Genomic DNA, 20,379 nt, shown 5'->3' with positions numbered 1-20,379 from the left:
TCACGGCCGGATTCGCCCCACCACCACCAGCTCCTCACCCTCGCGCCGCAGCACCACGCCCTCGCCCGAGGCGGGGACGATGCGGGTGAGCCCCGTGATGTTCACCTGATGCGTGCTGACGAAGAGCGTGCCGGGGCAGTTCCAGCCGAGCAGGAGGGCGCGCGCGGCTTCGGTCTGCGCCGGGCCGGTTCGGCGATCGGCGAAGAAGGAATTGAAGGCGGGCTCCTCGGTCGCGCGGCCCGGAAAGGCAAGGTCGGCGGTTTCCCGGGTGCGGCACCATTGCGAGGTCAGCACCGCGCCGACCGCGACACCCGCCTCGCGCAGCGCCTGGCCGATCCGCACCGCCTGGGCGCGGCCGGTGGCGTCCAGGTTGCGCTGCGTGGCGCAATCACCAAGCCGCATGCCGCCGGGATCGCCGCCGCCCGGCGCGTGGGCGTGGCGGAAGAGCACGATGGCGCCGCCGCGCAGGGCTGCCCAGGCGGCGGCGTCATCGGCCTGGGCGGACGTGGCCGGCCAGAGCAGGGCGAGGAGAAGGAGGTAGCGCATGCCCCGGCAGGTGTGGCCCCTTCCCGCCCCCGCAAGGGTCGCGCTTACTCCGAATAGGCGCTGAGCAGCGGGTCCAGCTCAAACTCGGTCGCGAGATGGTCGAGCATGGCGCGCAGCTTGGGGGCGACGAAGCGGCGCGTCGGGTAGACCGCATGGATCGGGTGCGGCGCCGGTTCGTGATCCGGCAGCAGCACGCGCAGCCGGCCGGTCTCGATCTCGCGGTCCACGAAATGCCAGACGGGCACCATGCCGATGCCCAGGCCCGAGAGGATGGCCGCACGCACGCCCTCGGTGCTGTTCACGGTCAGCCGGCCCTGAACGGGCACAGAGTTCGGCCCCTCACGTGCGGTGAAGGGCCAGTTCGCCCCGGTGGCGAGGCGCGTATAGAGAATGCAGGCATGCTCCCGCAGGTCCTGCGGGGTGCGCGGCTCGCCGTGCCATTCCAGGTATTCGGGTGTGGCCACGACGACGCGGCGCGAGGTGCCGATGCGCCGCGCTCTCTCCGGCGCCGGTTCCGGCATCGGCCATCCTGCTGGGCATTCCGCTGGCCGGCGAATGGCCGGGTGGGTTGCAACTGCTGGGACTGGGGCTGGTTTCGCTCGGGCTGCTGGTCGCGATGGGCGTCCTGCGGCGCGGCTGAGCCCTCTCTCCCTGGCGCATCACCGCCAGGGATGCGAGACTTCGGCCAGGGAGAAATATCCATGGCCGAAGCGAGCCTCATCATCCGCGGCGGAACCCTTGTGGACGGCACGGGGTCGGCACCTTTCGAAGCCGATCTGGTGATCAGCGGGGGCCGCATCACCGCCATCGGCAAGAAGCTGACGGTCCCGCGCGGCACGCCCGAGCTTGATGCGCGCGGGCACCTGGTCACGCCGGGCTTTGTGGACATCCACACGCATTACGACGCCCAGGCCACCTGGACCTCCGAGATCCTCTCCTCCTCGCTGCATGGCGTGACGACGGCGCTGCTGGGAAATTGCGGCGTGGGCTTCGCACCCTGCCGGCCCGAGGCGCGCGACATGCTGGTGAAGCTGATGGAGGGTGTGGAGGATCTGCCGGAGGTGGTGCTCACCGAGGGCCTGCCCTGGAACTGGGAGAGCTTCCCCGAATACCTGAACGCGCTGGAATCGCGCCCCTATGACATGGACATCGCGACCCAGGTGCCGCATGCGGCACTCCGCGTGCATGTCATGGGCCGCCGCGGCTTCGAGCGCGAGCCGGCGACGGCCGAGGACCGCGCCGAGATGGCGCGCCTCGCGCGTGAGGGGATCGCGGCCGGCGCGCTCGGCTTCTCCACCTCTCGTGCCATCGCGCACAAAACCCTGGCCGGCGAGCCCACGCCGACGCTGGGGGCCGCCGAGATCGAGTTGGCCGAGATCGCGGCGGGCTTGGGTGGCGGCTGGATGCAGCTGATTTCCGATTTCGACGATCCGGCGGAGGAGGAGTGGGAGCGGCTGATGCGCATCGCGCGTCTCGCCGGGCGGCCCATGACCTTCTCGCTGCTGCAGCGGGAATCGCGGCCGGATTTCTGGCGCTGGATCCTGCAGCAGGTGAGTGCCGCCAATGCCGAGGGCATCCAGGTGACGGGCCAGGTGATGGGCCGGCCCGTGGGCCTGATGTTCGGCTGGGAGCTGTCCCAACACCCCTTCCTGACGCGCGCGGGCTTCCGCGAGGTGGCGCATCTGCCCATCGCCGAGCGCGTGGCCGCGCTGCGCGACCCGGACCGCCGCGCCCGCATCCTGGCGGAACCCACGGAGCCGGCACTGCGCGCGCGCCTGAACAACTATGCCCGCATCTACAAGCTGACGCCCGACTACGAGCCGCCGCCCGAAGCGAGCGTGCTGGAGCAGGCGAAGCGCCTGGGCCGTGACCCGGAAGACCTCTGCTACGAATGGATGCTGGAAGAGGAAGGCCGCGCCATCCTCAACCGCCCGCTGCTGAACTACGCCGACGGCAATCTGGATGCGATCCGCGAGATGGTGACGCATCCGCACACGCTGATGGGCCTCGGCGATGGCGGCGCGCATGTGGGCTATATCTGCGATGCTTCCGCCCCCACGCACATGCTGACGCATTGGGCACGGGACCGCGCGCGGGGCGGCAGGCTGCCCGTCGAGTTCGTGGTCAAGCGGCTCGCCGCCGACAATGCCGCGGCGCTCGGCCTGCATGATCGCGGTCGTCTCAGGCCCGGCCTGCGCGCCGACCTCAACGTCATTGACTTCGACAATCTCGCCATCGAGCGGCCCAACATGCGCTACGACCTGCCCGCCGGCGGCAAGCGCCTGGTGCAGGGCGCCCGCGGCTATCGCGCGACCCTTTGCGCGGGCGAGATCGTGCATGAAAACGGCGCGGCCACGGGCGCCCTGCCCGGCCGCCTGATCCGGGGAGCGAAAGCCTGATGTTCGATATCGTCATTCGCGGCGGCACCATCCTGGATGGCACCGGCGCGCCGGGCTTCGCAGGCGACGTCGCCATCCAGGGCGGCAAGATCGTCCAGGTCGGTGAAGTGCGCGGCCGCGGCGCCGAGGAGATGGACGCGACCGGCCTGCTGGTGACACCCGGCTTCGTGGACATCCACACGCATTATGACGGCCAGGCCGTGTGGGACAGCCACCTGGCCCCCAGCGCCTGGCATGGCGTGACCACCGCGCTGATGGGCAATTGCGGCGTGGGTTTTGCCCCTTGCCGCGCCGAGGATCGCGACACGCTGATCGCACTCATGGAGGGCGTGGAGGACATTCCCGGCCCTGTGCTGCATGAGGGGCTGAACTGGTCCTGGGAGACCTTCCCCGAATACCTGAACGCCCTGGAACGCAAGGCGCGCGACATCGATATCGGCGCGCTGCTGCCGCATGGTGCGCTGCGCGTGCATGTGATGGGCGAGCGCGCGTTGAGCCTCGAGAACGCGACGCCGGACGAGATTGCGCGCATGCGTGCTCTGACGGCCGAGGCCGCCGCCGCCGGGGCCTTCGGCGCCAGCACCAGCCGCACCATCAGCCACAAGACCCTGGCGGGCGATCCGACGCCGACCTTGAAGGCCCAGGAGGATGAGCTGATCGGCCTCGCCGCCGGGCTGACGGAAGGCGGCGGCGGGCTGCTGGAAATGGTCTCCGACTGGAACACGCCGGACCCCGCCACCGAATTCGCCATGGTGCGCCGCGTGGCCGTGGCCTCCGGCCGGCCCATCGTGTTTTCGCTGACGGCGCGGCATGACCGGACCGAGGCGTGGAAGGAACTCCTCGCCCTCTCCGACGAGGCGGCGGAGAATGGGCTCGACATCCGGCCGGTGTTTCCGCCGCGGCCCATCGGCATCCTGCTGGGGCTGGTCGGCTCGCAAAACCCCTTCTCCGGCTGCCCCTCCTACAAGGAGGTGGCGCATCTTCCGCCGGCTGAGCGCGCCGCGGCACTTCGCGAGCCCGGCCGCCGGGCCCGCATTCTCGGCGAGGACCGCATCGCGGGCTCCAACTTCCCGCTGATCACACGGCTGCACTGGGCGCGGATGTTCCCCTTCGGCGCACCGCCCGACTACGCGCCGCCGCGCGAGAAGAGCCTGGAAGCCCAGGCCGAGCGCGAGGGCCGCAAGCCGGAAGAGGTCGCTTATGATCTGCTGACCGAGGGCGACGGCACCAACTTCATCTTCGCGCCGCTGACCAATTTCGCGGATTACACGCTCGATGCTTCCGCCGAATGCCTGCGGCACCGCAACGCCATCATCGGCCTCTCCGATGGCGGCGCGCATGTCGGCTTCATCTCGGATGGCTCCTTCCCGACCTTCGTGCTGATGCATTGGGGCAAGCAGGGCTTCCCGATGGAGGAGTTGGTCCGCCGACAGACGAGCGACACGGCGCGGGCCATGGGCCTCACCGATCGCGGCGTGCTGGCGCCGGGGATGCTGGCCGATGTGAACCTGATCGCCGAGAAGGAGTTGAGCCTGCTGCCGCCGCGCATGGTGCATGACCTGCCGGCGGGCGGGCGGCGCCTGTTGCAGGCGCCCTCGGGCTATCGCGCCACGATCAAGCGCGGCGTCGTCACCTACCGCAATGGAGTCGCGACCGGCGCGCTGCCGGGACTGTTGCTGCGGCGGGGGTCGTGATGCGCTGGCTGGCCCTTTTCCTCGCGCTGGTCGCGGGCCCGGCCTTCGCGCAGACGCGGCCCATCACGCTCATCGTCCCCTTCGCGGCCGGTGGCGCGACGGATGCCATCGCGCGCCTGGTTGGCGAGCATATGGGCCGCACGCTGGGCCAGGTGGTGGTGGTCGAGAATGTGGCCGGCGCCGGCGGCTCCATCGGCTCGGAGCGCGTGGCCAATGCTGCGCCGGATGGGCAGACCATCCTGATCAACCAGCTCGCCTTGCTCGCCGCACCCGGCCTGATCCCGAACCTGCGCTTCGACACGCGCACCGCCTTCGCGCCGGTGGGGCTGGTCAACACCGGCCCCACCGTGCTCTCGGCGCGGCGGGGGTTGGATCAGCCGCTCGCCTGGCTGCGGGCGCAGGGCGAGCGGGCCAATATCGGCCATGGCGGCCTGGGCACCAGCGGGCATCTCTGCGCGCTGCAACTGGCGCAGGCGCTCGGGATTCCCGTGACACTCGTCACCTATCGCGGCGGCGGGCCGGCGATGAATGATCTGGTGGCGGGCAGCATCGACCTGCTGTGTGACCAATCCACCAACGCCATCCCGCAGCTCACCGCCGGCACCATCCAGGGCGTGCTGGTGACGTCAGCGGCGCGGCTGCCCTCCATCCCGACGGTGGCGACCTCGGCCGAGGCGGGCGTACCGGGCGTGAATTTGCATGTCTGGCACGGGCTCTACGCCCCGCGCGGCACGCCGCCCGCCGTGGTGAACCGGCTCAACGCCGCGCTGCGGGCGGCGGTAGCCGACCCCGCCATCGTCGCGCGCTTCGCGCAGCTCGGCACCACGCCCTTCCCCGAGGCCGACCAGACGCCGGAGCGCCATGGCGACCTCTTCACGGCCGAGCTGGAGCGGATCACGAAGCTGCTGGCCGAAGCGGGCGTCCGCCCCGGAAACTAGGCGGCGGGCGCCTTCAGCGCCGCGATCTCGGCTTCCAGCGCCGCAACCCGCGCTTCCAGCGCCTCGGCCTGGGCGCGGGCGCGGCGGGCCACTTCCATGGCGGCGTCGAGGTCCTCGGCGCGGGCCAGTTCCAGCTTGCGCACCATGGCTTCGGCCTGGGCGCGGGCCATGGCCTCCATCTCCGCGCGCAGCCCCGCGAAGACCGAGAAGGCGCCCCCGGCCATCCCGGCCAGGTCATCCAGCCGCTGCCGTCCATCTCTGCGCATCGATCACCCCTTCTTGCTGCGACCCGGCGGGCGTTCTAACCCGCAATCATGATCCTCGTCACCGGCGGCGCCGGCTTCATCGGCTCGAACCTTGTCGCAGCTCTCACCGCCCGTGGCGAGGAGGTGGTGGTGCTCGACTGGCTCGGCAAGGACGAGAAGTGGCGCAACCTGGAGGGCGCGGTGCTGGCCGGCCTGCTGCCGCCGCCCGAGCTGGACGCGGCGCTGGCCATGCGCCCGCGCGCCGTGGTGCATATGGGCGCCATCAGCGCGACGACCGAGACGGATGGCGACCTCGTCGCCGCCTCCAACCTCACCCTCTCGCTCAGGCTCTGGGATTGGTGCGCCGAGCGCGGCGTGCCCTTCATCTACGCCTCCTCCGCCGCCACCTATGGCGATGGCGACCAGGGCTTCGAGGATGGCGAGACGCCGGAGGAACTGGCGCGCCTCAAGCCGCTCAACCTCTATGGCTGGTCCAAGCACGCCTTCGACCGGCGGGTGGCGCAGATGCTGGCCTTGGGCCGCCCGAAGCCGCCGCAATGGGCGGGTCTGAAGTTCTTCAATGTCTACGGCCCGCGCGAGGGCCATAAGGGCCGCATGGCGAGTGTGGCGCTGCACAAGTATCGCGAGATCCTGACCGGCGCCCCCGCGCGCCTTTTCGCCTCGGACCGTCCGGGCATCGCCGATGGCATGCAGTCGCGGGATTTCGTGAATGTGGGCGACTGCGTGAAGGTCATGCTCTGGCTGCTGGACAACCCCGGCGTCTCGGGCCTGTTCAATTGCGGCAGCGGCCAGGCGCGCAGCTTCCTCGACCTGACGCGCGCCGTCTTCGCCGCACTTGGCCAGCCCGAGCGCATCGAGTTCATGCCGATGCCGGGCGACCTCGCCGGCAAATACCAGTATTTCACCGAGGCGCCGATGGCGAAGCTGCGCCAGGCTGGCTACCCGCACCCGCCCACGCCGCTGGAGCAGGGTGTCGCGGAGTATGTGGCATGGCTTCGCAATCAGTCGGACGGCTGATTCACGCCTGCGGCGATCAGACGTCAGCGCCCTTTGAACACCGGCTTGCGCTTCTCGTTGAAGCTCGCAATGCCCTCGTGCCTGTCCTCGGTCCCGACCAGGCGGTTATAGGCCTCGATCTCGAAGCGGAGGGCGGTCCGCACATCCATCTGCAGGCCGTAATGGATGCTTTTCTTCGCCTGGCGCACCGAAAGGGGCGCGTTCTCGGCGATGCGTGAGGCCGTCTCGATCGCGGCCGGCAGCAGGTCATCCGGCGGATAGACGGCGTTCAGGATGCCCCAGTCCAACGCCTGCTGCGCGGTGAAGGGGCGGCCGGTCAGGATGATCTCCTTCGCGCGCCGCTCGCCCACCGCGCGCGGCAGGTTCTGCGTGCCACCGGCCCCCGGCATGATGCCGATGGTGACTTCCGTCAGCGCGAAGCGCGCCCCCTCCGCGCCATAGGCGAAGTCGCTCGCCAGCACCATCTCAAGCCCGCCCGCATAGGCATGGCCGTTGACCGCGGCGATGACCGGGATGGGGCAATCCATCAGCGCCCAATAGGCGCGCTCGAAGATCTCGTGCTGCGCCTGCCACTGGCTGTCCGTCATGCCCAGGCGCTCCTTCAGGTCGCCGCCCGCGCAGAAGGCGCGGCCGCCCGTGCCGGTGAAGACCACGCAGCGGATGCCGCGCGAATCCTCGGTCAGCGCGGTCCAGAGTGCCAGCAGGTCACGCCCCATCTGCGTGTTCAACGCATTGGCCACCTCGGGCCGGTTCAGACGCACGATCAGCAGGTGCGGCGCCTGGAACTCCAGCGCCAGCGTTTCGAATTGCATGAAGCTTCTTCCTTTGTCGCGGCGCGCATTTGGAGCGGTGCGAAGGCCCTTGCGCAAGCCGCCCCCCCGCCGCTATGCGCGCATGACATTCGGGAGAGAAACACATGATCCAGCGCCGCGCGGCCCTTGCCGCCCCCTTCCTGCTCGCCGCCGCTTCCGCCGGCGCCCAGCCGGCCTGGCCGAGCCGCCCGGTGCGCGTCGTGATCCCCTGGCCGCCCGGCCAGGCGACCGATCTCGCGGCCCGCATCGCTGCCCAGCACCTCACCGAAACGCTGGGCCAGCCCTTCGTGGCGGAGAACCGCGCGGGCGCGGGCGGCATGATCGGCACGGACCAGGTGGCCAAGGCGGCCCCTGACGGCCACACGCTGCTGGCGGCCTCGACCGGGCCGATCGTCACCTCGCCGCTGGTGCAGCGCACCGCCTATAATGCCGAGCGCGACTTCGCCGAGATCTCCATCACCGGCATGTCGCCCTATCTGCTGGTGGTGCCGCCCAACTTCCCGGCCCGCACGGCCGAGGAATTCGTGGCCCTTCTGCGCGCCCGCCCGGGCCATTACAGCTTCTCCTCCTCCGGCACGGGCGCCACCGCGCATGTCGTCGCTGCCTGGTTCCATGCGCTGGCGGGCGTGGATGTCGTGCATGTGCCCTTCGCGGGCAGCGGCCCCGCGCTGACCGCCGTGGTGGGCGGCCATGTGAACTACTCGGTCGAGACCCTGGCGGCGACCGGCCCGCTGATCCGCAATGGCCAGCTTCGCGCGCTCGGCATCTCCTTCAAGAACGGCTCGACCCTGGTGCCGGATGTGCCGCCCCTGGCGCGCCTGCCAGGGATGCAGGATTACGACGCCGGCGCCTGGATCGGCCTGATGGCGCCCGCCGGCACGCCGCGCGCGATCATCGACCGCGTGGATGCCGAGATCGGCCGCGCCATGCAGCGCGGCGAGATGCGCGAGCGCCTGGCGACCGCGGGCCTCGAGCCCGTCTATCACGGCGCGGACGGCATGAAGGAATACATCGCCAACCAGCGGCGCGGCTTCGCGACGGCCATCCGCGCCGCCAATATCCGCATCGAGGGCTGAGATGCTCGCGCGCCGCAGCCTCCTCGCCGCCCCTGCCCTGCTCGCCGGCACCGCCGCGGCGCAGGGCAGCTACCCGAACCGCCCGGTCCGCGTGATCATTCCCTGGCCGCCCGGCCAGGCGACGGATCTCGCGGCCCGCGTCATGGCGCAGCGCCTCACCGAGACGCTGGGCCAGCCCTTCGTGGCCGAGAACCGCGCGGGGGCCGGGGGCTTGATCGGCACCGACCAGGTGGCGAAGGCGACGCCCGATGGCTACACGCTGCTCGCCGCCTCCACCGGGCCCATCGTGACCTCGCCGCTGGTGCAGCGCGTGCCCTTCAATGCCGAGCGCGACTTCATGCCCATCTCCATCACCGGCATCGCGCCGCTGGTGCTGGTGGTGCCGCCGAACTTCCCTGCGCAGACCGCCGCCGAGTTCATCGCGCTGCTGAAGGCCAATCCAGGGCGCTACACCTTCTCCTCCTCCGGCACGGGTGCCACGGCGCATATCATCGCCTCCTGGTTCCACGCGCTGGCGGGTGTGGATGTGGTGCATGTGCCCTTCGCCGGCAGCGCGCCGGCGCTGACGGCCGTGATGGGCGGGCATGTGAACTACTCGATCGAGACGGTGGCCGCCGCCGGCGCCGCCATGCGCAATGGGCAGCTGCGGGCGCTGGGCATCTCCTTCCGCAACGGCTCCTCGCTGGCGCCGGGCGTGCCGCCCTTGGCCGCGCTGCCGGGGCTTGCCGCCTTCGATGGCGGTGCCTGGATCGGCCTGATGGCGCCCGCCGGCACGCCCGCCAGCGTGATCGAGCGGATTGACGGCGAGGTCGGCCGCGCCATGCAGCTGCCGGAAATCCGCGAGCGCGTGGCGGCATCGGGCCTTGAGCCCGACTACCGGAACGCCAGCGCCATGGCGACCTACATCACCACCCAGCGCGCCGCCTTCGCCGAGGCGATCCGGGTGGCGAATATCCGCATCGAGGGCTGACGCCCTTCCCCGCTTGCACGCGGCGCTGGCCCGGCGAAAACTGCGTGCAACGCGAGGGAGGATGAGATGCTGCAACGCCGCCTGTTCCTGGGGCTTGGTCTCGCTGTGCTCATGCCCACGGCGTCGCGCGCTGCGGTACCGCTCAAGGTCATGACCTCGGGCGCCTTCACCGCGCCCTTCGAGACCCTGGGGCCTCGCTTCACCGCCGAGACCGGCCACGCCATCGAGACCATCCGCGGCCCCTCCATGGGCGCCGCGCCGGATGCGATTCCGAACCGCCTGGCGCGGGGCGAGGCGGCCGATCTCGTCATCCTCGCGCGCGGCTCGCTGGATGGGCTGGTGCGTTCCGGCCTGGTGCGCCCAGGCAGCGAACGGGACCTGGTGCATTCCGCCATTGCCATGGCGGTGCGCGCAGGCGCGCCGCATCCGCGCATCGGCACGGTGGAGGAATTCCGCCAGGCCCTGCTGAATGCCCAGAGCATTGGCTATTCCTCGAGTGCCAGCGGCGTCTATCTCTCGACCGAACTCTTCGCTCGCTTGGGCATCGCCGAGCAGATGCAGGGCAAGGCGCGGCAATTCCCGCGCTGGGTGGGGCGCGAGGTGGCGAGCGGCGTGGTCGAGATCGGCTTCCAGCAGGTGAGCGAGCTGCTGCCCATCCCGGGCATCGAGATCGTGGGGCCGCTGCCCGCGCCCATCCAGCGCGTCACCACCTTCTCGGCCGGGATCGGCGCGCGCTCCGAACAGCCCGAGGCGGCGCTGGCGCTGATCCGCTTCCTGACCTCGCCTCCCGCACAGGCGGTGGCGCGCGCCGCCGGGCTCGACCCCGCCTGACGCTTCGTGCTGGCATCGCCGCGCCAAATCGGCGATGAAGAGTCCTTCATAATAAGACTTCGGGAGACGTCACGATGAACCGCCGCCACCTGCTGGCCAGTGCGTGGGCCATGCCCGCCTTGGCCACACCGGCTTTGCTGCCGGGCCTCGCCGCCGCGCAATCTTTCCCCAACCGGCCCATCACCATCCAGATCAGCTTCCCGGCCGGCGGTGCCACCGATGTGCAGATGCGCAGCTTCGCCGAGGCGGCGACGCGCGCCCTGGGCCAGCAGGTGATCATCGAGAACCGGCCCGGCGGCGGCGGCACGCTGCCGGCGGCCAACATGCGCAACGCCCGGCCTGATGGCTATACGCTGGCGCAATTCGCGCTGCCCGCCATCCGCCTGCCCTTCATGCAGCGCATGGCCTTCAACCCGCGCACCGACTTCACGCCCATCATCCACGTCACCGGCTATCTCTTCATGGTCTGTGTGCGGGCGGAGAGCCCTTACCGGAGCTGGGCCGATCTGGTGGCCGATGCGCGCCGCCGGCCGGGCGAGGTGAAGATCGGCAATACGGGCGCCAATGGCACGCCGCACCTCACCCTGATCGAACTCGCGGCGCGCGAGCGGATCGAGGTGCTGCACGTGCCCTTCCGCGGCGAGGGCGATGCCGTCCCCGCCCTGATCGGCGGCCATATCGACGCCTCGGGCACGGGATCGGGCGTGCTGCAGCTCATCCAGGACCGCCAGTTGCGCGCGCTGAACGTCTGGCCGCGCGCGCGTTCCCCCAAGCTGCCCGACGTGCCGACGCTGCTGGAGCTCGGCTACCAGGACATGGTCGTGACCTCGCCCTACGGCATCGTCGGCCCGCTGGGCATGGACCCCGAGATCGTCCGCCGCCTGCATGACGGCTTCCGCGTGGCGCTGCATGACCCCGCCCATATCGCGACGCTGGAGCGGCTGGACATGCCGCTGGAGTACCTCAACAGCGCCGATTATGGCCGCTTCATCCAGGCCACGGCGGATTACGAGGAAGCCCGCGTGAAGCGGCTGGGGCTCGGCCTGTGATCTTCGCGAGCGACTTGTTTGCCGGAAAGCGCGTGCTGATCACCGGCGGCGGAACGGGCCTTGGGCGCATGATGGCGGAGCATCTGCTGGGCCTCGGCGCCGAGGTCGAGATCTGGGGCCGCCGCGCCGCGGTGCTGGAGGAGACGGTGGCCGCGATGAACGCGGCCCATCCCGGCCGGGCGCGCTTCCAGGCGGTGGACATCAAGGATGCCGACGCCGTGGATGCCGCGATCCAGGCCAGCTTCGACGCCGGCCATGGGCCCACGCATCTCATCAACAACGCGGCCGGCAACTTCATCAGCCGCACCGAGGATCTCTCGCCGCGCGGCTTCCGCGCCGTCTCGGAGATCGTCTTCAACGGCACCTTCCATGTGACGCAGGCGCTGGGCAAGCGCTAGATCGCGGCGGGGATGCCGGGGGCTGTCGTCTCCATCACGGTCACCTGGGTCTGGACCGGGGCGCCCTTCGTGGTGCCCTCGGCGATGAGCAAGGCGGGGGTGGATGCGATGACGAAGTCGCTTTCCCTGGAGTGGGGCCGCTACGGCATCCGGCTGAACGGCATCGCGCCCGGCCTGATCCCGACGGAGGGGATGCTGGCGCGCATCCGCCCGGGGGCGGAGGACCCGGTGGGCAAGGCGGCGGCAAAGAACCCGATGCGCAAGGGCGGCACGGGGGAGGATCTCGGCAATCTCGCGGCCTTCCTGCTCTCCGATGGCGCGCGCTGGATCAGCGGGCAGACGGTGGCGCTGGATGGCGGCAATTGGCTGGCCCATGGCGCCGGCAACTACAATGACTACACCGCCTGGGGCGATGCGGAGTGGGCGGAGGCCCGCGCGCGCATCAAGGCCCGGAACGCGGAAGACAAGGCGCAACGGTAGCGAGGTGCAGGAGGCCAGCCTCCTGCTGGGGGTTGAGGGGGCGAAGCCCCCTCAGAGGTAGCGCTCCTTCAGCACGCGCCGCAGCAGCTTCCCCGCCTCGCTGCGCGGCAGTTCATCGAGGAACTCCACCGCGCGCGGCACCTTGGGCCCCGCCAATTCGCGGCGGCAGAGCGCGATCAGATCCTCCGCCAGCGCGGCATCGCCCGCACCGCCGCGCGGCACCACCAGTGCGCGCGGGCGTTCGCCGAACTCCTCATCCTTCACGCCGATGACGGCCACTTCGTTCACGCGCGGATGCGTCATCAGCACCGCCTCGATCTCGGCCGGGTAGATGTTCACGCCGCCCGAGAGGATGAGATCCGCGCGGCGGTCCGAGAGGAAGAGGAAGCCCTCCTCATCGAGCCAGCCGAGGTCATGCAGCGTGGCCCAGCCGCGATCATTATAGGCGGCTTCCGTCTTCTCCGGATCATTGTGGTAGGCGAATTTGGCGCCGCCCTCGAACCAGATGCGGCCCGTCTCGCCCGGTGGCAGGGTGTTGCCGTCATCATCCAGGATATGCACGCGGCCATAGGCGGGGCGGCCGACGCTGCCGGGCTTCCGGAGCCAGGTCTCGCTGTCGATGAAGACGGTGCCGATCCCCTCGCTGCCCGCGTAGTATTCGCGGATGATCGGGCCCCACCATTCGATCATGGCGCGCTTCACCGGCACGGGGCATGGGGCGGCCGCATGGATGGCGCAGCGATGCGAGGAGAGGTCATGCCGCGCGCGCGCCTCCTCGGGCAGCGCCAGCATCCGCACGAACATGGTGGGCACCCATTGGCTGTGGGTGATGCGATGCTGCTCGATCAGGGCAAGGCAGCGCTCCGCGTCGAACTTCTTCAGGATCACCGCCGTGCCGCCATGGTCCATCGCGCGCTGCACATAGCGGTTGGGCGCCGCGTGATAGAGCGGCGCGGGCGAGAGATAGACCGTGTTCTCGTCGAAGCCGTAGAAGCCCTTCCACGTCATGTCGAATTCCGGCTTGAGCCGGTCGGCGAAGGGAATCAGCGGGCGGCGAATGCCCTTGGGCAGGCCCGTCGTGCCGGAGGAATAGAGGAACTCACGGCCCAAGGGCCGCTCGCCCGGTGGCCAGCCGCTCCCCTGCCCCACGCGCAGGGCTGCCAGTGGCGTGAAGCCGATGATGGCGCCCCCCACACTGTAGCGATGCGGAACCTCGGAGAGATCGAGCGCCGCCACCAGCTCGCCCAGGGACGCAGACGCGACCAGCAGCCGCGCCCCGGAATCGCGCAGCACATGCGCGACTTCATTGGGCCGCAGATGGATGGAGAGGGGCGTGACCATCAGCCCCGCCCGCTTCGCGCCATAGGTGAGCCAGAGGAACTCCGGCCCGTTCTCCAGCAGCAGCGCGATGCCCTCGCCCGGCTGCAGCCCGAGTGCCACCAACCCATGCGCCACCTGATTGGCGGCGGCGTCGAGCTGCCCGAAGCTCAGCGCCTCCCCCGTATCGGGAAAGATGGCGCAGGGTTTCTCGGGCCAGCGCGCGGCATTCTGGGCCAGCAGCGGCATGGGCGTGTCCTTGCTCGTTCCTCGCGGCAAACTTCCGCGCCCTTGCGGGTTGCGTCAATGCGCCTTGCATGGTGCGCTTCCCTCCACACACCGAGGGAGGACTCAGATGGATGTGAAGGGTGCCGTCGCGATCGTGACGGGTGGGGCTTCGGGCCTTGGGCTGGCCAGCGCGAGGCGCCTCGCCGCTGCGGGCGCCAAAGTGATGATCGTGGATCTCGCCACCTCCCCGGGTGCGGCCGTGGCGGCCGAACTCGGCGGTGGCTTCGCGGTGGCCGATGTGGGCGACGAGGCCAGCATGATGGCCGCCGTGGCCGCCGCCGAGGCGATGGGCCCGGTGCGCGTGCTGGTGCATTGCGCGGGCCGCGGCGGCGCGCTGCGCATCCTGGAGAAGGACGGCACGCCGGGCAGCCTCGCCCACTATGCCGAGATCATCCGCGTGAACCTGACCGGAACCTTCAACGCGCTGCGCCTCGCCGCCGCCGCCATGGCGAAGAACGAGGCGGTGGAGGGCGAGCGCGGCGTCTGCATCCTCACCGCCTCCATCGCCGGCATCGAGGGGCAGATCGGCCAGATCCCCTATGCCTCCTCCAAGGCGGGCGTCATCGGCATGACGGTGGTGGCGGCGCGGGATCTCGCCAGCAAGGGCATCCGCGTCTGCACCATCGCTCCCGGCATCTTCGACACGCCCATGCTGCAGCGCCTGCCGGATGCGGTGAAGGCCTCGCTCGCCGCCGGCGTGCCCAACCCGCATCGCCTGGGCAACCCGGATGAATATGCGAAGCTCGCCATGACCATCGTGGAGAACGCCTATCTGAACGGCGAGACCATCCGCCTCGACGGCGCGCTGCGCATGGCGCCACGTTGAGACGCGGACGCGTCTCAACGTTTCATGGTGTCGAGCCGATTCACGCCATGGCCGAAGGCGGCCATGGCGATCGGATCGTGATGAGGTAATGACCCGATGACGAAAAAGCCCGAAGACCTCCGCAGCCATCGCTGGTTCGGTGTCGAGACCATGCGCAGCGCGAACCATCGCTCGCGCCTCATGCAGCTCGGCTTTGGCCAGCCGGAATTCCGCGGCAAGCCCGTCATCGGCATCATCAACACCTGGTCGGATCTGATGCACTGCCATGGCCATTTCCGGGAGCGCGCGCAGGATGTGAAGCGCGGCGTCTGGCAGGCCGGCGGCGTGCCCATGGAAATCCCGGCCATGGCGCTGCCCGAGGTGTTCCAGAAGCCCTCCACCATGCTCTACCGCAATTTCCTCGCGATGGAGACGGAGGAGATCGCGCGCAGCCTCCCGCTCGATGGCCTCGTGCTCATGGGCGGCTGCGACAAGACGGGGCCCGCGCTCATCATGGGCGCGATCAGCATGGGGATTCCGGCCATCTATGTGCCGGCGGGGCCCATGCTGCGCGGCAATTGGCGCGGCAAGAAGCTGGGCTCCGGCAGCGATGTCTGGAAGTACTATTCCGAGCTGCGCGCGGGCACGATCAAGCAATCCGACTGGAACGAGATGGAGGCGGGCCTTTCCCGCTCCGCCGGCACCTGCATGACGGCGGGCACGGCCAGCACCATGGCCATCGCGGCCGAGGCGCTGGGCCTCACGCTGCCGGGGGCCGCCAGCATCCCGGCCGTGGATTCCGGCCATGCGCGCATGGCGGCCGCCGCCGGTTCGCGCATTGTCGGGATGGTATGGGAGGATTTGACCATCACGAAGCTGCTGGACCAGCGCAGCCTCGACAATGCGGTGGCGGCGACCATGGCCTTTGGCGGCTCCACCAACGCCATCCCGCACCTCATCGCCATCGCGCGGCGCGCGGGCATCGCGATGGATCTGGAGCGCTTCGACGCCATCAGCGCGCGCGTGCCGCTGATCGCCAATCTGCGCCCCAATGGCGACACGCATCTCATGGAGGATTTCTTCTATGCCGGCGGCAGCCGCGGCTTCCTCGCCACGCTCGCACCGCATCTGGCGCTGGATGCCGTGACGGTGAACGGCACGCTGGGCGCGCAGATCGAGGGCGCGGAGGTCTATGACCGCGACGTGATCCGCGGCCTCGACAACCCCTTCTATCCGGAGGGCGGCGTCGCCATCCTGCGCGGCAGCCTCGCCCCCGATGGCGCCGTCATCAAACACAGCGCGGCCAGCCCCGAGAAGCTGCGCCACACCGGCCCCGCCGTGGTCTTCGAGGATTACAACGACCTCGATGCGCGCCTGGACGACCCGAATTTGAACGTGACGGCGGATAGCGTGCTCGTCCTGCGCCAGGCGGGCCCGCAGGGCGGGCCGGGCTTCCCCGAATGGGGCATGATGCCCATCCCGAAAAAGCTGCTGGCTGAGGGCGTGCGCGACATGGTGCGCGTCTCCGATGCGCGCATGTCCGGCACCAGCTATGGCACCTGCGTGCTGCATGTCGCACCTGAGGCGGCGCTGGGCGGCCCGCTCGCGCTGGTGCGCGATGGCGACATGATCTCGCTCGACGTGCCGGGGCGGCGCATCGACCTGCTGGTGGACGAGGCCGAACTGGCGAAGCGCCGCGCCGCCTGGACGCCGCGAACCGCACCCCAGCAGCGCGGCTGGACGGCGCTCTATCAGCGGACGGTCGGCCAGGCCGATACCGGCTGCGACCTCGACTTCCTGGAACGCGGCGAGCCCTCGCCCGAGCCGGAGATCCATTGAATGGCCCGCTACCACCCCAAGACCTTCGCCGGCCTCACCTGGCATGACGCGACGGCCGGCTTCCGCGAGGGGCGCGACAGCCCCCGCGCCTATCTGGAGCGCTGCCTCGGCGTCATCGCCGCGCGTGAGGAGGATCTGCGCGCCTTCGTGGTCTATGACCCCGATTTCGCGCGCCAGCACGCCGATGACAGCACGGCCCGCTGGCAGGCAGGAAACCCGCTCTCGGCCATCGATGGCATGCCCATCGGCATCAAGGACCTGATCGAGACGCGCGACTTCCCGACGCAGATGGGCTGCGCCGCCTATGCCGGCAATTTCCCGCGTCGCGATTCCGCAATGATCCAGGCGCTGAAGCAGGCGGGCGCCATCATCCTCGGCAAGACCGTCACCACGGAACTGGGCCAGAGCGAACCCGGCCCCACCAAGAACCCCTTCGATGCCACGCGCACGCCGGGCGGCTCTTCCTCCGGCTCGGCGGCGGCCGTGGCGGCGGGCATGGTGCCGGCCGCCATCGGCACGCAGGTGGGCGGCTCCATCATCCGCCCCGCCGCCTTCTGCGGGAACATCGCGCTGAAGCCCACCCAGGGCGGCATCCATCGCGGCGAACGCCAGGGCTCCAGCCAGAGCACGGCCGGCGTCCACGCCAACAGCTACGAGGATATGTGGCAGGTCGCGATCGAGATCGCGCGCCGCGCGGGCGGTGACCCGGGCACGCTCGGCCTGATCGGCCCGGACACGCCGCCGCATCCCGCGCGCCCGCAGACGCTCGGCCTTCTCGAGACCGAGGCCTGGTCCATGCTGCGCCCTGCCGAGCGCGAGGCCTTCGAGGCGCTGCTGGAGCGCATCCGCGGCCTCGGCATTTCCGTCCTGACCGACCATCCCGCGCTGGCCGCACTCGAGCGCATCGCGGCACAGGGCAAGGCGGTGACGGCGGTGATCGTGGGCTTCGAGAACCGCTGGTCGCTGCTGAACCTGGAAGCCAACCACCCGGGCGGCCTCAGTGCGCGCGCCATCGCCCGGCTGCGCGCCTCCGAGGCGCTGAGCGTGGAGGATTACCGTGCGGCGCTGGCCACGCGCGAGGAGATGCGTGCCGCCATGGCGCGCCTCGCCCCCGTGGTGGATGCGCTGATCGCCCCCGCCGCCCCCGGCATCGCGCCGCTCTGGGACCCGGACGACACGCAGAACCCGCGCCCCACCGGCGACATCGCCGCCAATGCCGCGACCTCGGCGCTCGGCGTGCCCTGCGTGACGCTGCCGGTGATGGCCGTGGAAGGCATGCCGTTCGGGGCGCAGGTGATCGGCCAGGCGCACCAGGATGCGCGCGCGACGGCGATCGCGCATTGGCTGCACCGGTCGCTGTAGGGGCGCGGTTTCGGACGAAACGGGGCGGTCTGGACGTGTTGTGGGTTGATGGGCGGGGCGTGCCCTACCCCGCAACGCGCAGCGCCTCGCGCGTCGCACTCGCCCGGTAGCCCGGCAGCGGCGAGCCACCGGGCGGGCGCGCGCCATCCAAGGTCAGCCGCAGCAGATCCAGGTCGGCCGCTTCATCCACATCGTGCCAGGCTTGCAGCACATCGAGGCGCAGACCCGCCTCAGCCGCCTTCGCCTGCGTCTGTGCCAGCACCTCCGGCGTAGACCAGGCGATGCCCTCCAGCAGCGCCGGCAAGGGGCGCGCGAAGGCGATGGCGCAATAGCCGCCATCCAGCGCCGGGATCACCGCCGCATCCGCGCCGCCGCGCAGTGCGGCCAGCAGCAGTTCCAGAAGCGCGGGCGGCAGGGTCGGCGCATCGGCGCCCATCAGCAGGGCGCGCCCGGCGCCCTCGGCAAAAAGCCGCTCCACCGCGTGCGCCATCCGCGCGCCGAGATCGCCCCCGCCTTGCGGCGCGAGCCGCCAGCCCGGCAGCAGCGCGGCCATGGCCTCGCTTGCGTCATCCGGCGTGTGGAAGGCGGTCAGCGCCGCATGCTCGCGCGTGGCGAGTTGCCGCGCGATGGCGGCGCTGTCCAGCAGGAAGGCGCGGGCCAGTTCGGCCGCGCGCTCGGCGCCCAGCACGGCGGCGAGCCGCGTCTTGCTCACCCCCGCCACCGGGGGTTTGCACATGAAGCCAATGCCGAGCGGGGTCACGGGAAGGGATTGCGCTTGTGCCAATCCGTCTCGCGCTGGAAGGCATCCGCGATCCGGAGCAGCCGCGCCTCGCCGAAGGGCCGCGTCGCGATCTGCAGCCCCACCGGCAGGCCGCGATCATCAAAGCCCGCCGGCACGCTGACGGTCGGCAGGCCCAGATAATTGAAGGGCCGCGTGTTCGCCGAGAGCGCCATGAAGCGCGCCCAGTTCTCGGGGTCGGCATCGATATCCGTCTCGGCGCGCGTGGGCACGCGGGTGCGCAGCGTGGGCGTCAGCACCGCATCGAAGCCCTCCAGCGCCTCCGCGCAGAAAGCGCGCAGCAACGGCCCGCGGCGCGAGACCGCCTCCAGATAGGCCGTGCCGGGAATGGCATAGCCGCCATAGATCCGCGCCGAGAGATGCGTGGCATAGTCGCCCGGGCATTCGCGCATCCAGTTCTGGTGGATGGTGGCCCCCTCCACGCGCGAGACGACGGCCGTGTAGGTGACGATCCCGTGCATCGAGGCCGGGCTGATCATCTCGGTGCGCACGCCCAGGCCCTGCAGCACGCGGATCGCGGCCTCGAAGGCCAGCGCCACCGGCTCCTCGATGCCGTCCAGGAACCAGGGCTCCACCACCGCCATGCGCATCCCGCGCAGATCGCCCGTCAGCGCCGCCTCGTAATCCGGCACCGCCTCGCGTGCGCTGGTCGGATCATTCGGGCAGGCGCCCGCGATGACGGAGAGGAAGCGCGCCGCATCCCGCGCCGTGCGGCAGAGCGGCCCCACATTGTCGGCCGAGAAGGAGAGCGGCATCACGCCCGTCCGCGGCACCCGCGTCTGCGTGGGCTTGAGGCCCGTCACGCCGCACATCGCCGCCGGCAGCCGGATCGAGCCGCCCGTATCCGAGCCGAGGGCCGCCGTCACGAAGCGCGCCGCCACCGCCGCCCCCGAGCCGGAGGAGGAGCCGCCGGTGCAATGCGCCCCGTTCCACGGGTTCATCACATCGCCGAAATGCGCGTTGTGGCCCGTCGGGTTCTGCGCGAACTCCGCCATGTTCAGCGTGCCGGCATCAATCGCACCCGCCGCATCGAGCCGCTTCAGCACGGTGGCCGTCACCGGCGGCACGAAATCCCGCCGGATCTTGCTGCCGCAGGTGCTGACCTTCCCCTCGCGGTAATACATGTCCTTGTGGAGCATCGGCACGCCGCCCAGCGGGCCCAGCTTCTGCCCCGCCGCGCGCGCCTTGTCCGCCGCGTGCGCCGCCAGCAGCGCGTCCTCGCGGTCGAGGCGGATCAGGCTGTTCACCTTCGCCTCATGCTGGCCCAGCCGGTGCAGCATCGCCTCCACCAGCGCGCGGGCCGTGACCTCGCCGCGGGCGAAGGCATCGGCCGCCTCGGTCATGGAGAGTTCGGAGAGGACGTCAGGGCTCATCGCGGCACCATGCAGGTTTCGGACAAATGCCGGGGCGCGCGATGACCGCAAGCGCCGCGCGCATCAGGGGAAAGCCCAGACCATTGCGGCGGGCGAAGGATGCAGGAAAGGGAACGGGTG

18 protein-coding genes and 1 pseudogene are annotated in these 20,379 nt (G+C 70.5%); 12 read left to right on the top strand and 7 right to left on the bottom strand.

All coding sequences use genetic code 11. The features are described 5' to 3' along the window. Window positions 1–546, bottom strand: a complete 546-nt coding sequence (locus KTR66_RS15345; RefSeq protein WP_213613932.1) for a histidine phosphatase family protein — start codon at window positions 544–546, stop codon at window positions 1–3. Between the two features lie 44 nt (window positions 547–590). Continuing rightward, complete coding sequence (locus KTR66_RS15340) at window positions 591–1,067, bottom strand: substrate binding domain-containing protein (RefSeq protein ID WP_213613930.1); 477 nt, start codon at window positions 1,065–1,067, stop codon at window positions 591–593. A gap of 180 nt (window positions 1,068–1,247) precedes the next feature. Here KTR66_RS15340 and KTR66_RS15335 point away from each other — a divergent pair, with 180 nt between their 5' ends. The 3 genes from KTR66_RS15335 to KTR66_RS15325 are packed head-to-tail and all read left to right on the top strand — an operon-like array spanning window position 1,248 to window position 5,577. Continuing rightward, entirely contained in the window at window positions 1,248–2,945 is a 1,698-nt protein-coding gene (locus KTR66_RS15335; RefSeq protein ID WP_213613928.1) for an amidohydrolase family protein, read from the top strand. After that, on the top strand, window positions 2,945–4,639 hold the full coding sequence (locus KTR66_RS15330; protein WP_213613926.1) for an amidohydrolase family protein: 1,695 nt from the start codon (window positions 2,945–2,947) through the stop codon (window positions 4,637–4,639). The genes KTR66_RS15335 and KTR66_RS15330 overlap by 1 nt, the downstream gene beginning before the upstream one ends. Then, window positions 4,639–5,577: a tripartite tricarboxylate transporter substrate-binding protein gene (locus KTR66_RS15325; RefSeq protein WP_213613923.1), complete on the top strand. Its 939-nt coding sequence runs from the start codon at window positions 4,639–4,641 to the stop codon at window positions 5,575–5,577. Before KTR66_RS15330 ends, KTR66_RS15325 begins: the two co-directional genes overlap by 1 nt. On the opposite strand, the gene KTR66_RS15320 is transcribed toward KTR66_RS15325, so the two are convergent. Then, entirely contained in the window at window positions 5,574–5,843 is a 270-nt protein-coding gene (locus KTR66_RS15320; RefSeq protein WP_213613921.1) for an accessory factor UbiK family protein, read from the bottom strand. The genes KTR66_RS15325 and KTR66_RS15320 overlap by 4 nt on opposite strands. A gap of 48 nt (window positions 5,844–5,891) precedes the next feature. On the opposite strand from KTR66_RS15320, the gene rfaD reads away from it, so the two are divergent. Continuing rightward, window positions 5,892–6,860, top strand: coding sequence for an ADP-glyceromanno-heptose 6-epimerase (gene rfaD, locus KTR66_RS15315; RefSeq protein ID WP_213613919.1), 969 nt, complete (start codon window positions 5,892–5,894; stop codon window positions 6,858–6,860). 23 nt (window positions 6,861–6,883) lie between these two features. Here the strand turns inward: rfaD and KTR66_RS15310 are convergent, their stop codons facing one another. Further along, a complete protein-coding gene (locus KTR66_RS15310; RefSeq protein ID WP_213613917.1) occupies window positions 6,884–7,672 on the bottom strand; it encodes an enoyl-CoA hydratase/isomerase family protein in 789 nt (262 codons plus the stop codon). Window positions 7,673–7,776: 104 nt separating this feature from the next. Here KTR66_RS15310 and KTR66_RS15305 point away from each other — a divergent pair, with 104 nt between their 5' ends. The 5 genes and pseudogenes from KTR66_RS15305 to KTR66_RS24855 all read left to right on the top strand — a co-directional run bounded on the left by KTR66_RS15305 (window position 7,777) and on the right by KTR66_RS24855 (window position 12,476). Beyond that, the gene (locus KTR66_RS15305; RefSeq protein WP_213613916.1) at window positions 7,777–8,748 is read left to right on the top strand and encodes a tripartite tricarboxylate transporter substrate binding protein; all 972 of its coding nucleotides are present in this window, start codon (window positions 7,777–7,779) and stop codon (window positions 8,746–8,748) included. Window position 8,749: 1 nt separating this feature from the next. Next, window positions 8,750–9,718: a tripartite tricarboxylate transporter substrate binding protein gene (locus tag KTR66_RS15300; protein ID WP_213613914.1), complete on the top strand. Its 969-nt coding sequence runs from the start codon at window positions 8,750–8,752 to the stop codon at window positions 9,716–9,718. A 66-nt stretch (window positions 9,719–9,784) separates the two neighbouring features. Continuing rightward, a complete protein-coding gene (locus tag KTR66_RS15295) occupies window positions 9,785–10,549 on the top strand; it encodes a substrate-binding domain-containing protein (RefSeq protein WP_213613912.1) in 765 nt (254 codons plus the stop codon). 74 nt (window positions 10,550–10,623) lie between these two features. Further along, window positions 10,624–11,598 carry a tripartite tricarboxylate transporter substrate binding protein gene (locus tag KTR66_RS15290; RefSeq protein ID WP_213613910.1) on the top strand — a complete coding sequence of 325 codons (975 nt, stop codon included), beginning with the start codon at window positions 10,624–10,626 and terminating at the stop codon, window positions 11,596–11,598. After that, a pseudogene (locus KTR66_RS24855) lies at window positions 11,595–12,476 on the top strand (SDR family oxidoreductase). The gene KTR66_RS15290 and the pseudogene KTR66_RS24855 overlap by 4 nt, the downstream one beginning before the upstream one ends. 51 nt (window positions 12,477–12,527) lie before the next feature. Here KTR66_RS24855 and KTR66_RS15275 read toward each other — a convergent pair. Beyond that, a complete protein-coding gene (locus KTR66_RS15275; RefSeq protein WP_213613904.1) occupies window positions 12,528–14,042 on the bottom strand; it encodes an AMP-binding protein in 1,515 nt (504 codons plus the stop codon). A gap of 106 nt (window positions 14,043–14,148) precedes the next feature. On the opposite strand from KTR66_RS15275, the gene KTR66_RS15270 reads away from it, so the two are divergent. From KTR66_RS15270 to KTR66_RS15260, 3 genes are all read left to right on the top strand, one after another. Beyond that, entirely contained in the window at window positions 14,149–14,907 is a 759-nt protein-coding gene (locus KTR66_RS15270) for an SDR family NAD(P)-dependent oxidoreductase (protein ID WP_213613902.1), read from the top strand. 96 nt (window positions 14,908–15,003) lie between these two features. Further along, window positions 15,004–16,725, top strand: coding sequence for an L-arabinonate dehydratase (gene araD, locus KTR66_RS15265; protein WP_213613898.1), 1,722 nt, complete (start codon window positions 15,004–15,006; stop codon window positions 16,723–16,725). Continuing rightward, window positions 16,726–18,087: an amidase gene (locus tag KTR66_RS15260; protein ID WP_213613896.1), complete on the top strand. Its 1,362-nt coding sequence runs from the start codon at window positions 16,726–16,728 to the stop codon at window positions 18,085–18,087. 64 nt (window positions 18,088–18,151) lie between these two features. Here KTR66_RS15260 and KTR66_RS15255 read toward each other — a convergent pair whose 3' ends face one another. Together KTR66_RS15255 and KTR66_RS15250 are read right to left on the bottom strand one after the other, a co-directional pair. Beyond that, window positions 18,152–18,823 carry a TIGR04282 family arsenosugar biosynthesis glycosyltransferase gene (locus KTR66_RS15255; protein ID WP_213613894.1) on the bottom strand — a complete coding sequence of 224 codons (672 nt, stop codon included), beginning with the start codon at window positions 18,821–18,823 and terminating at the stop codon, window positions 18,152–18,154. Between the two features lie 20 nt (window positions 18,824–18,843). Continuing rightward, window positions 18,844–20,259: an amidase gene (locus KTR66_RS15250; protein WP_213613893.1), complete on the bottom strand. Its 1,416-nt coding sequence runs from the start codon at window positions 20,257–20,259 to the stop codon at window positions 18,844–18,846. Window positions 20,260–20,379 lie beyond the last annotated feature (120 nt).

This window comes from Roseococcus sp. SDR (assembly GCF_019083995.1).
In the GTDB taxonomy this organism is placed as follows: domain Bacteria; phylum Pseudomonadota; class Alphaproteobacteria; order Acetobacterales; family Acetobacteraceae; genus Roseococcus.
This window is presented reverse-complemented; position numbering and strand designations above follow the sequence as displayed.

Bases quoted from the DNA above. Each gene is read 5' to 3' on its own strand.
- KTR66_RS15345 (WP_213613932.1), bottom strand. From the start codon at position 546: ATGCGCTACCTCCTTCTCCTCGCCCTGCTCTGGCCGGCCACGTCCGCC.
- KTR66_RS15340 (WP_213613930.1), bottom strand. From the start codon at position 1,067: ATGCCGGAACCGGCGCCGGAGAGAGCGCGGCGCATCGGCACCTCGCGC.
- KTR66_RS15335 (WP_213613928.1), top strand. From the start codon at position 1,248: ATGGCCGAAGCGAGCCTCATCATCCGCGGCGGAACCCTTGTGGACGGC.
- KTR66_RS15330 (WP_213613926.1), top strand. From the start codon at position 2,945: ATGTTCGATATCGTCATTCGCGGCGGCACCATCCTGGATGGCACCGGC.
- KTR66_RS15325 (WP_213613923.1), top strand. From the start codon at position 4,639: ATGCGCTGGCTGGCCCTTTTCCTCGCGCTGGTCGCGGGCCCGGCCTTC.
- KTR66_RS15320 (WP_213613921.1), bottom strand. From the start codon at position 5,843: ATGCGCAGAGATGGACGGCAGCGGCTGGATGACCTGGCCGGGATGGCC.
- rfaD (WP_213613919.1), top strand. From the start codon at position 5,892: ATGATCCTCGTCACCGGCGGCGCCGGCTTCATCGGCTCGAACCTTGTC.
- KTR66_RS15310 (WP_213613917.1), bottom strand. From the start codon at position 7,672: ATGCAATTCGAAACGCTGGCGCTGGAGTTCCAGGCGCCGCACCTGCTG.
- KTR66_RS15305 (WP_213613916.1), top strand. From the start codon at position 7,777: ATGATCCAGCGCCGCGCGGCCCTTGCCGCCCCCTTCCTGCTCGCCGCC.
- KTR66_RS15300 (WP_213613914.1), top strand. From the start codon at position 8,750: ATGCTCGCGCGCCGCAGCCTCCTCGCCGCCCCTGCCCTGCTCGCCGGC.
- KTR66_RS15295 (WP_213613912.1), top strand. From the start codon at position 9,785: ATGCTGCAACGCCGCCTGTTCCTGGGGCTTGGTCTCGCTGTGCTCATG.
- KTR66_RS15290 (WP_213613910.1), top strand. From the start codon at position 10,624: ATGAACCGCCGCCACCTGCTGGCCAGTGCGTGGGCCATGCCCGCCTTG.
- KTR66_RS15275 (WP_213613904.1), bottom strand. From the start codon at position 14,042: ATGCCGCTGCTGGCCCAGAATGCCGCGCGCTGGCCCGAGAAACCCTGC.
- KTR66_RS15270 (WP_213613902.1), top strand. From the start codon at position 14,149: ATGGATGTGAAGGGTGCCGTCGCGATCGTGACGGGTGGGGCTTCGGGC.
- araD (WP_213613898.1), top strand. From the start codon at position 15,004: ATGACGAAAAAGCCCGAAGACCTCCGCAGCCATCGCTGGTTCGGTGTC.
- KTR66_RS15260 (WP_213613896.1), top strand. From the start codon at position 16,726: ATGGCCCGCTACCACCCCAAGACCTTCGCCGGCCTCACCTGGCATGAC.
- KTR66_RS15255 (WP_213613894.1), bottom strand. From the start codon at position 18,823: ATGTGCAAACCCCCGGTGGCGGGGGTGAGCAAGACGCGGCTCGCCGCC.
- KTR66_RS15250 (WP_213613893.1), bottom strand. From the start codon at position 20,259: ATGAGCCCTGACGTCCTCTCCGAACTCTCCATGACCGAGGCGGCCGAT.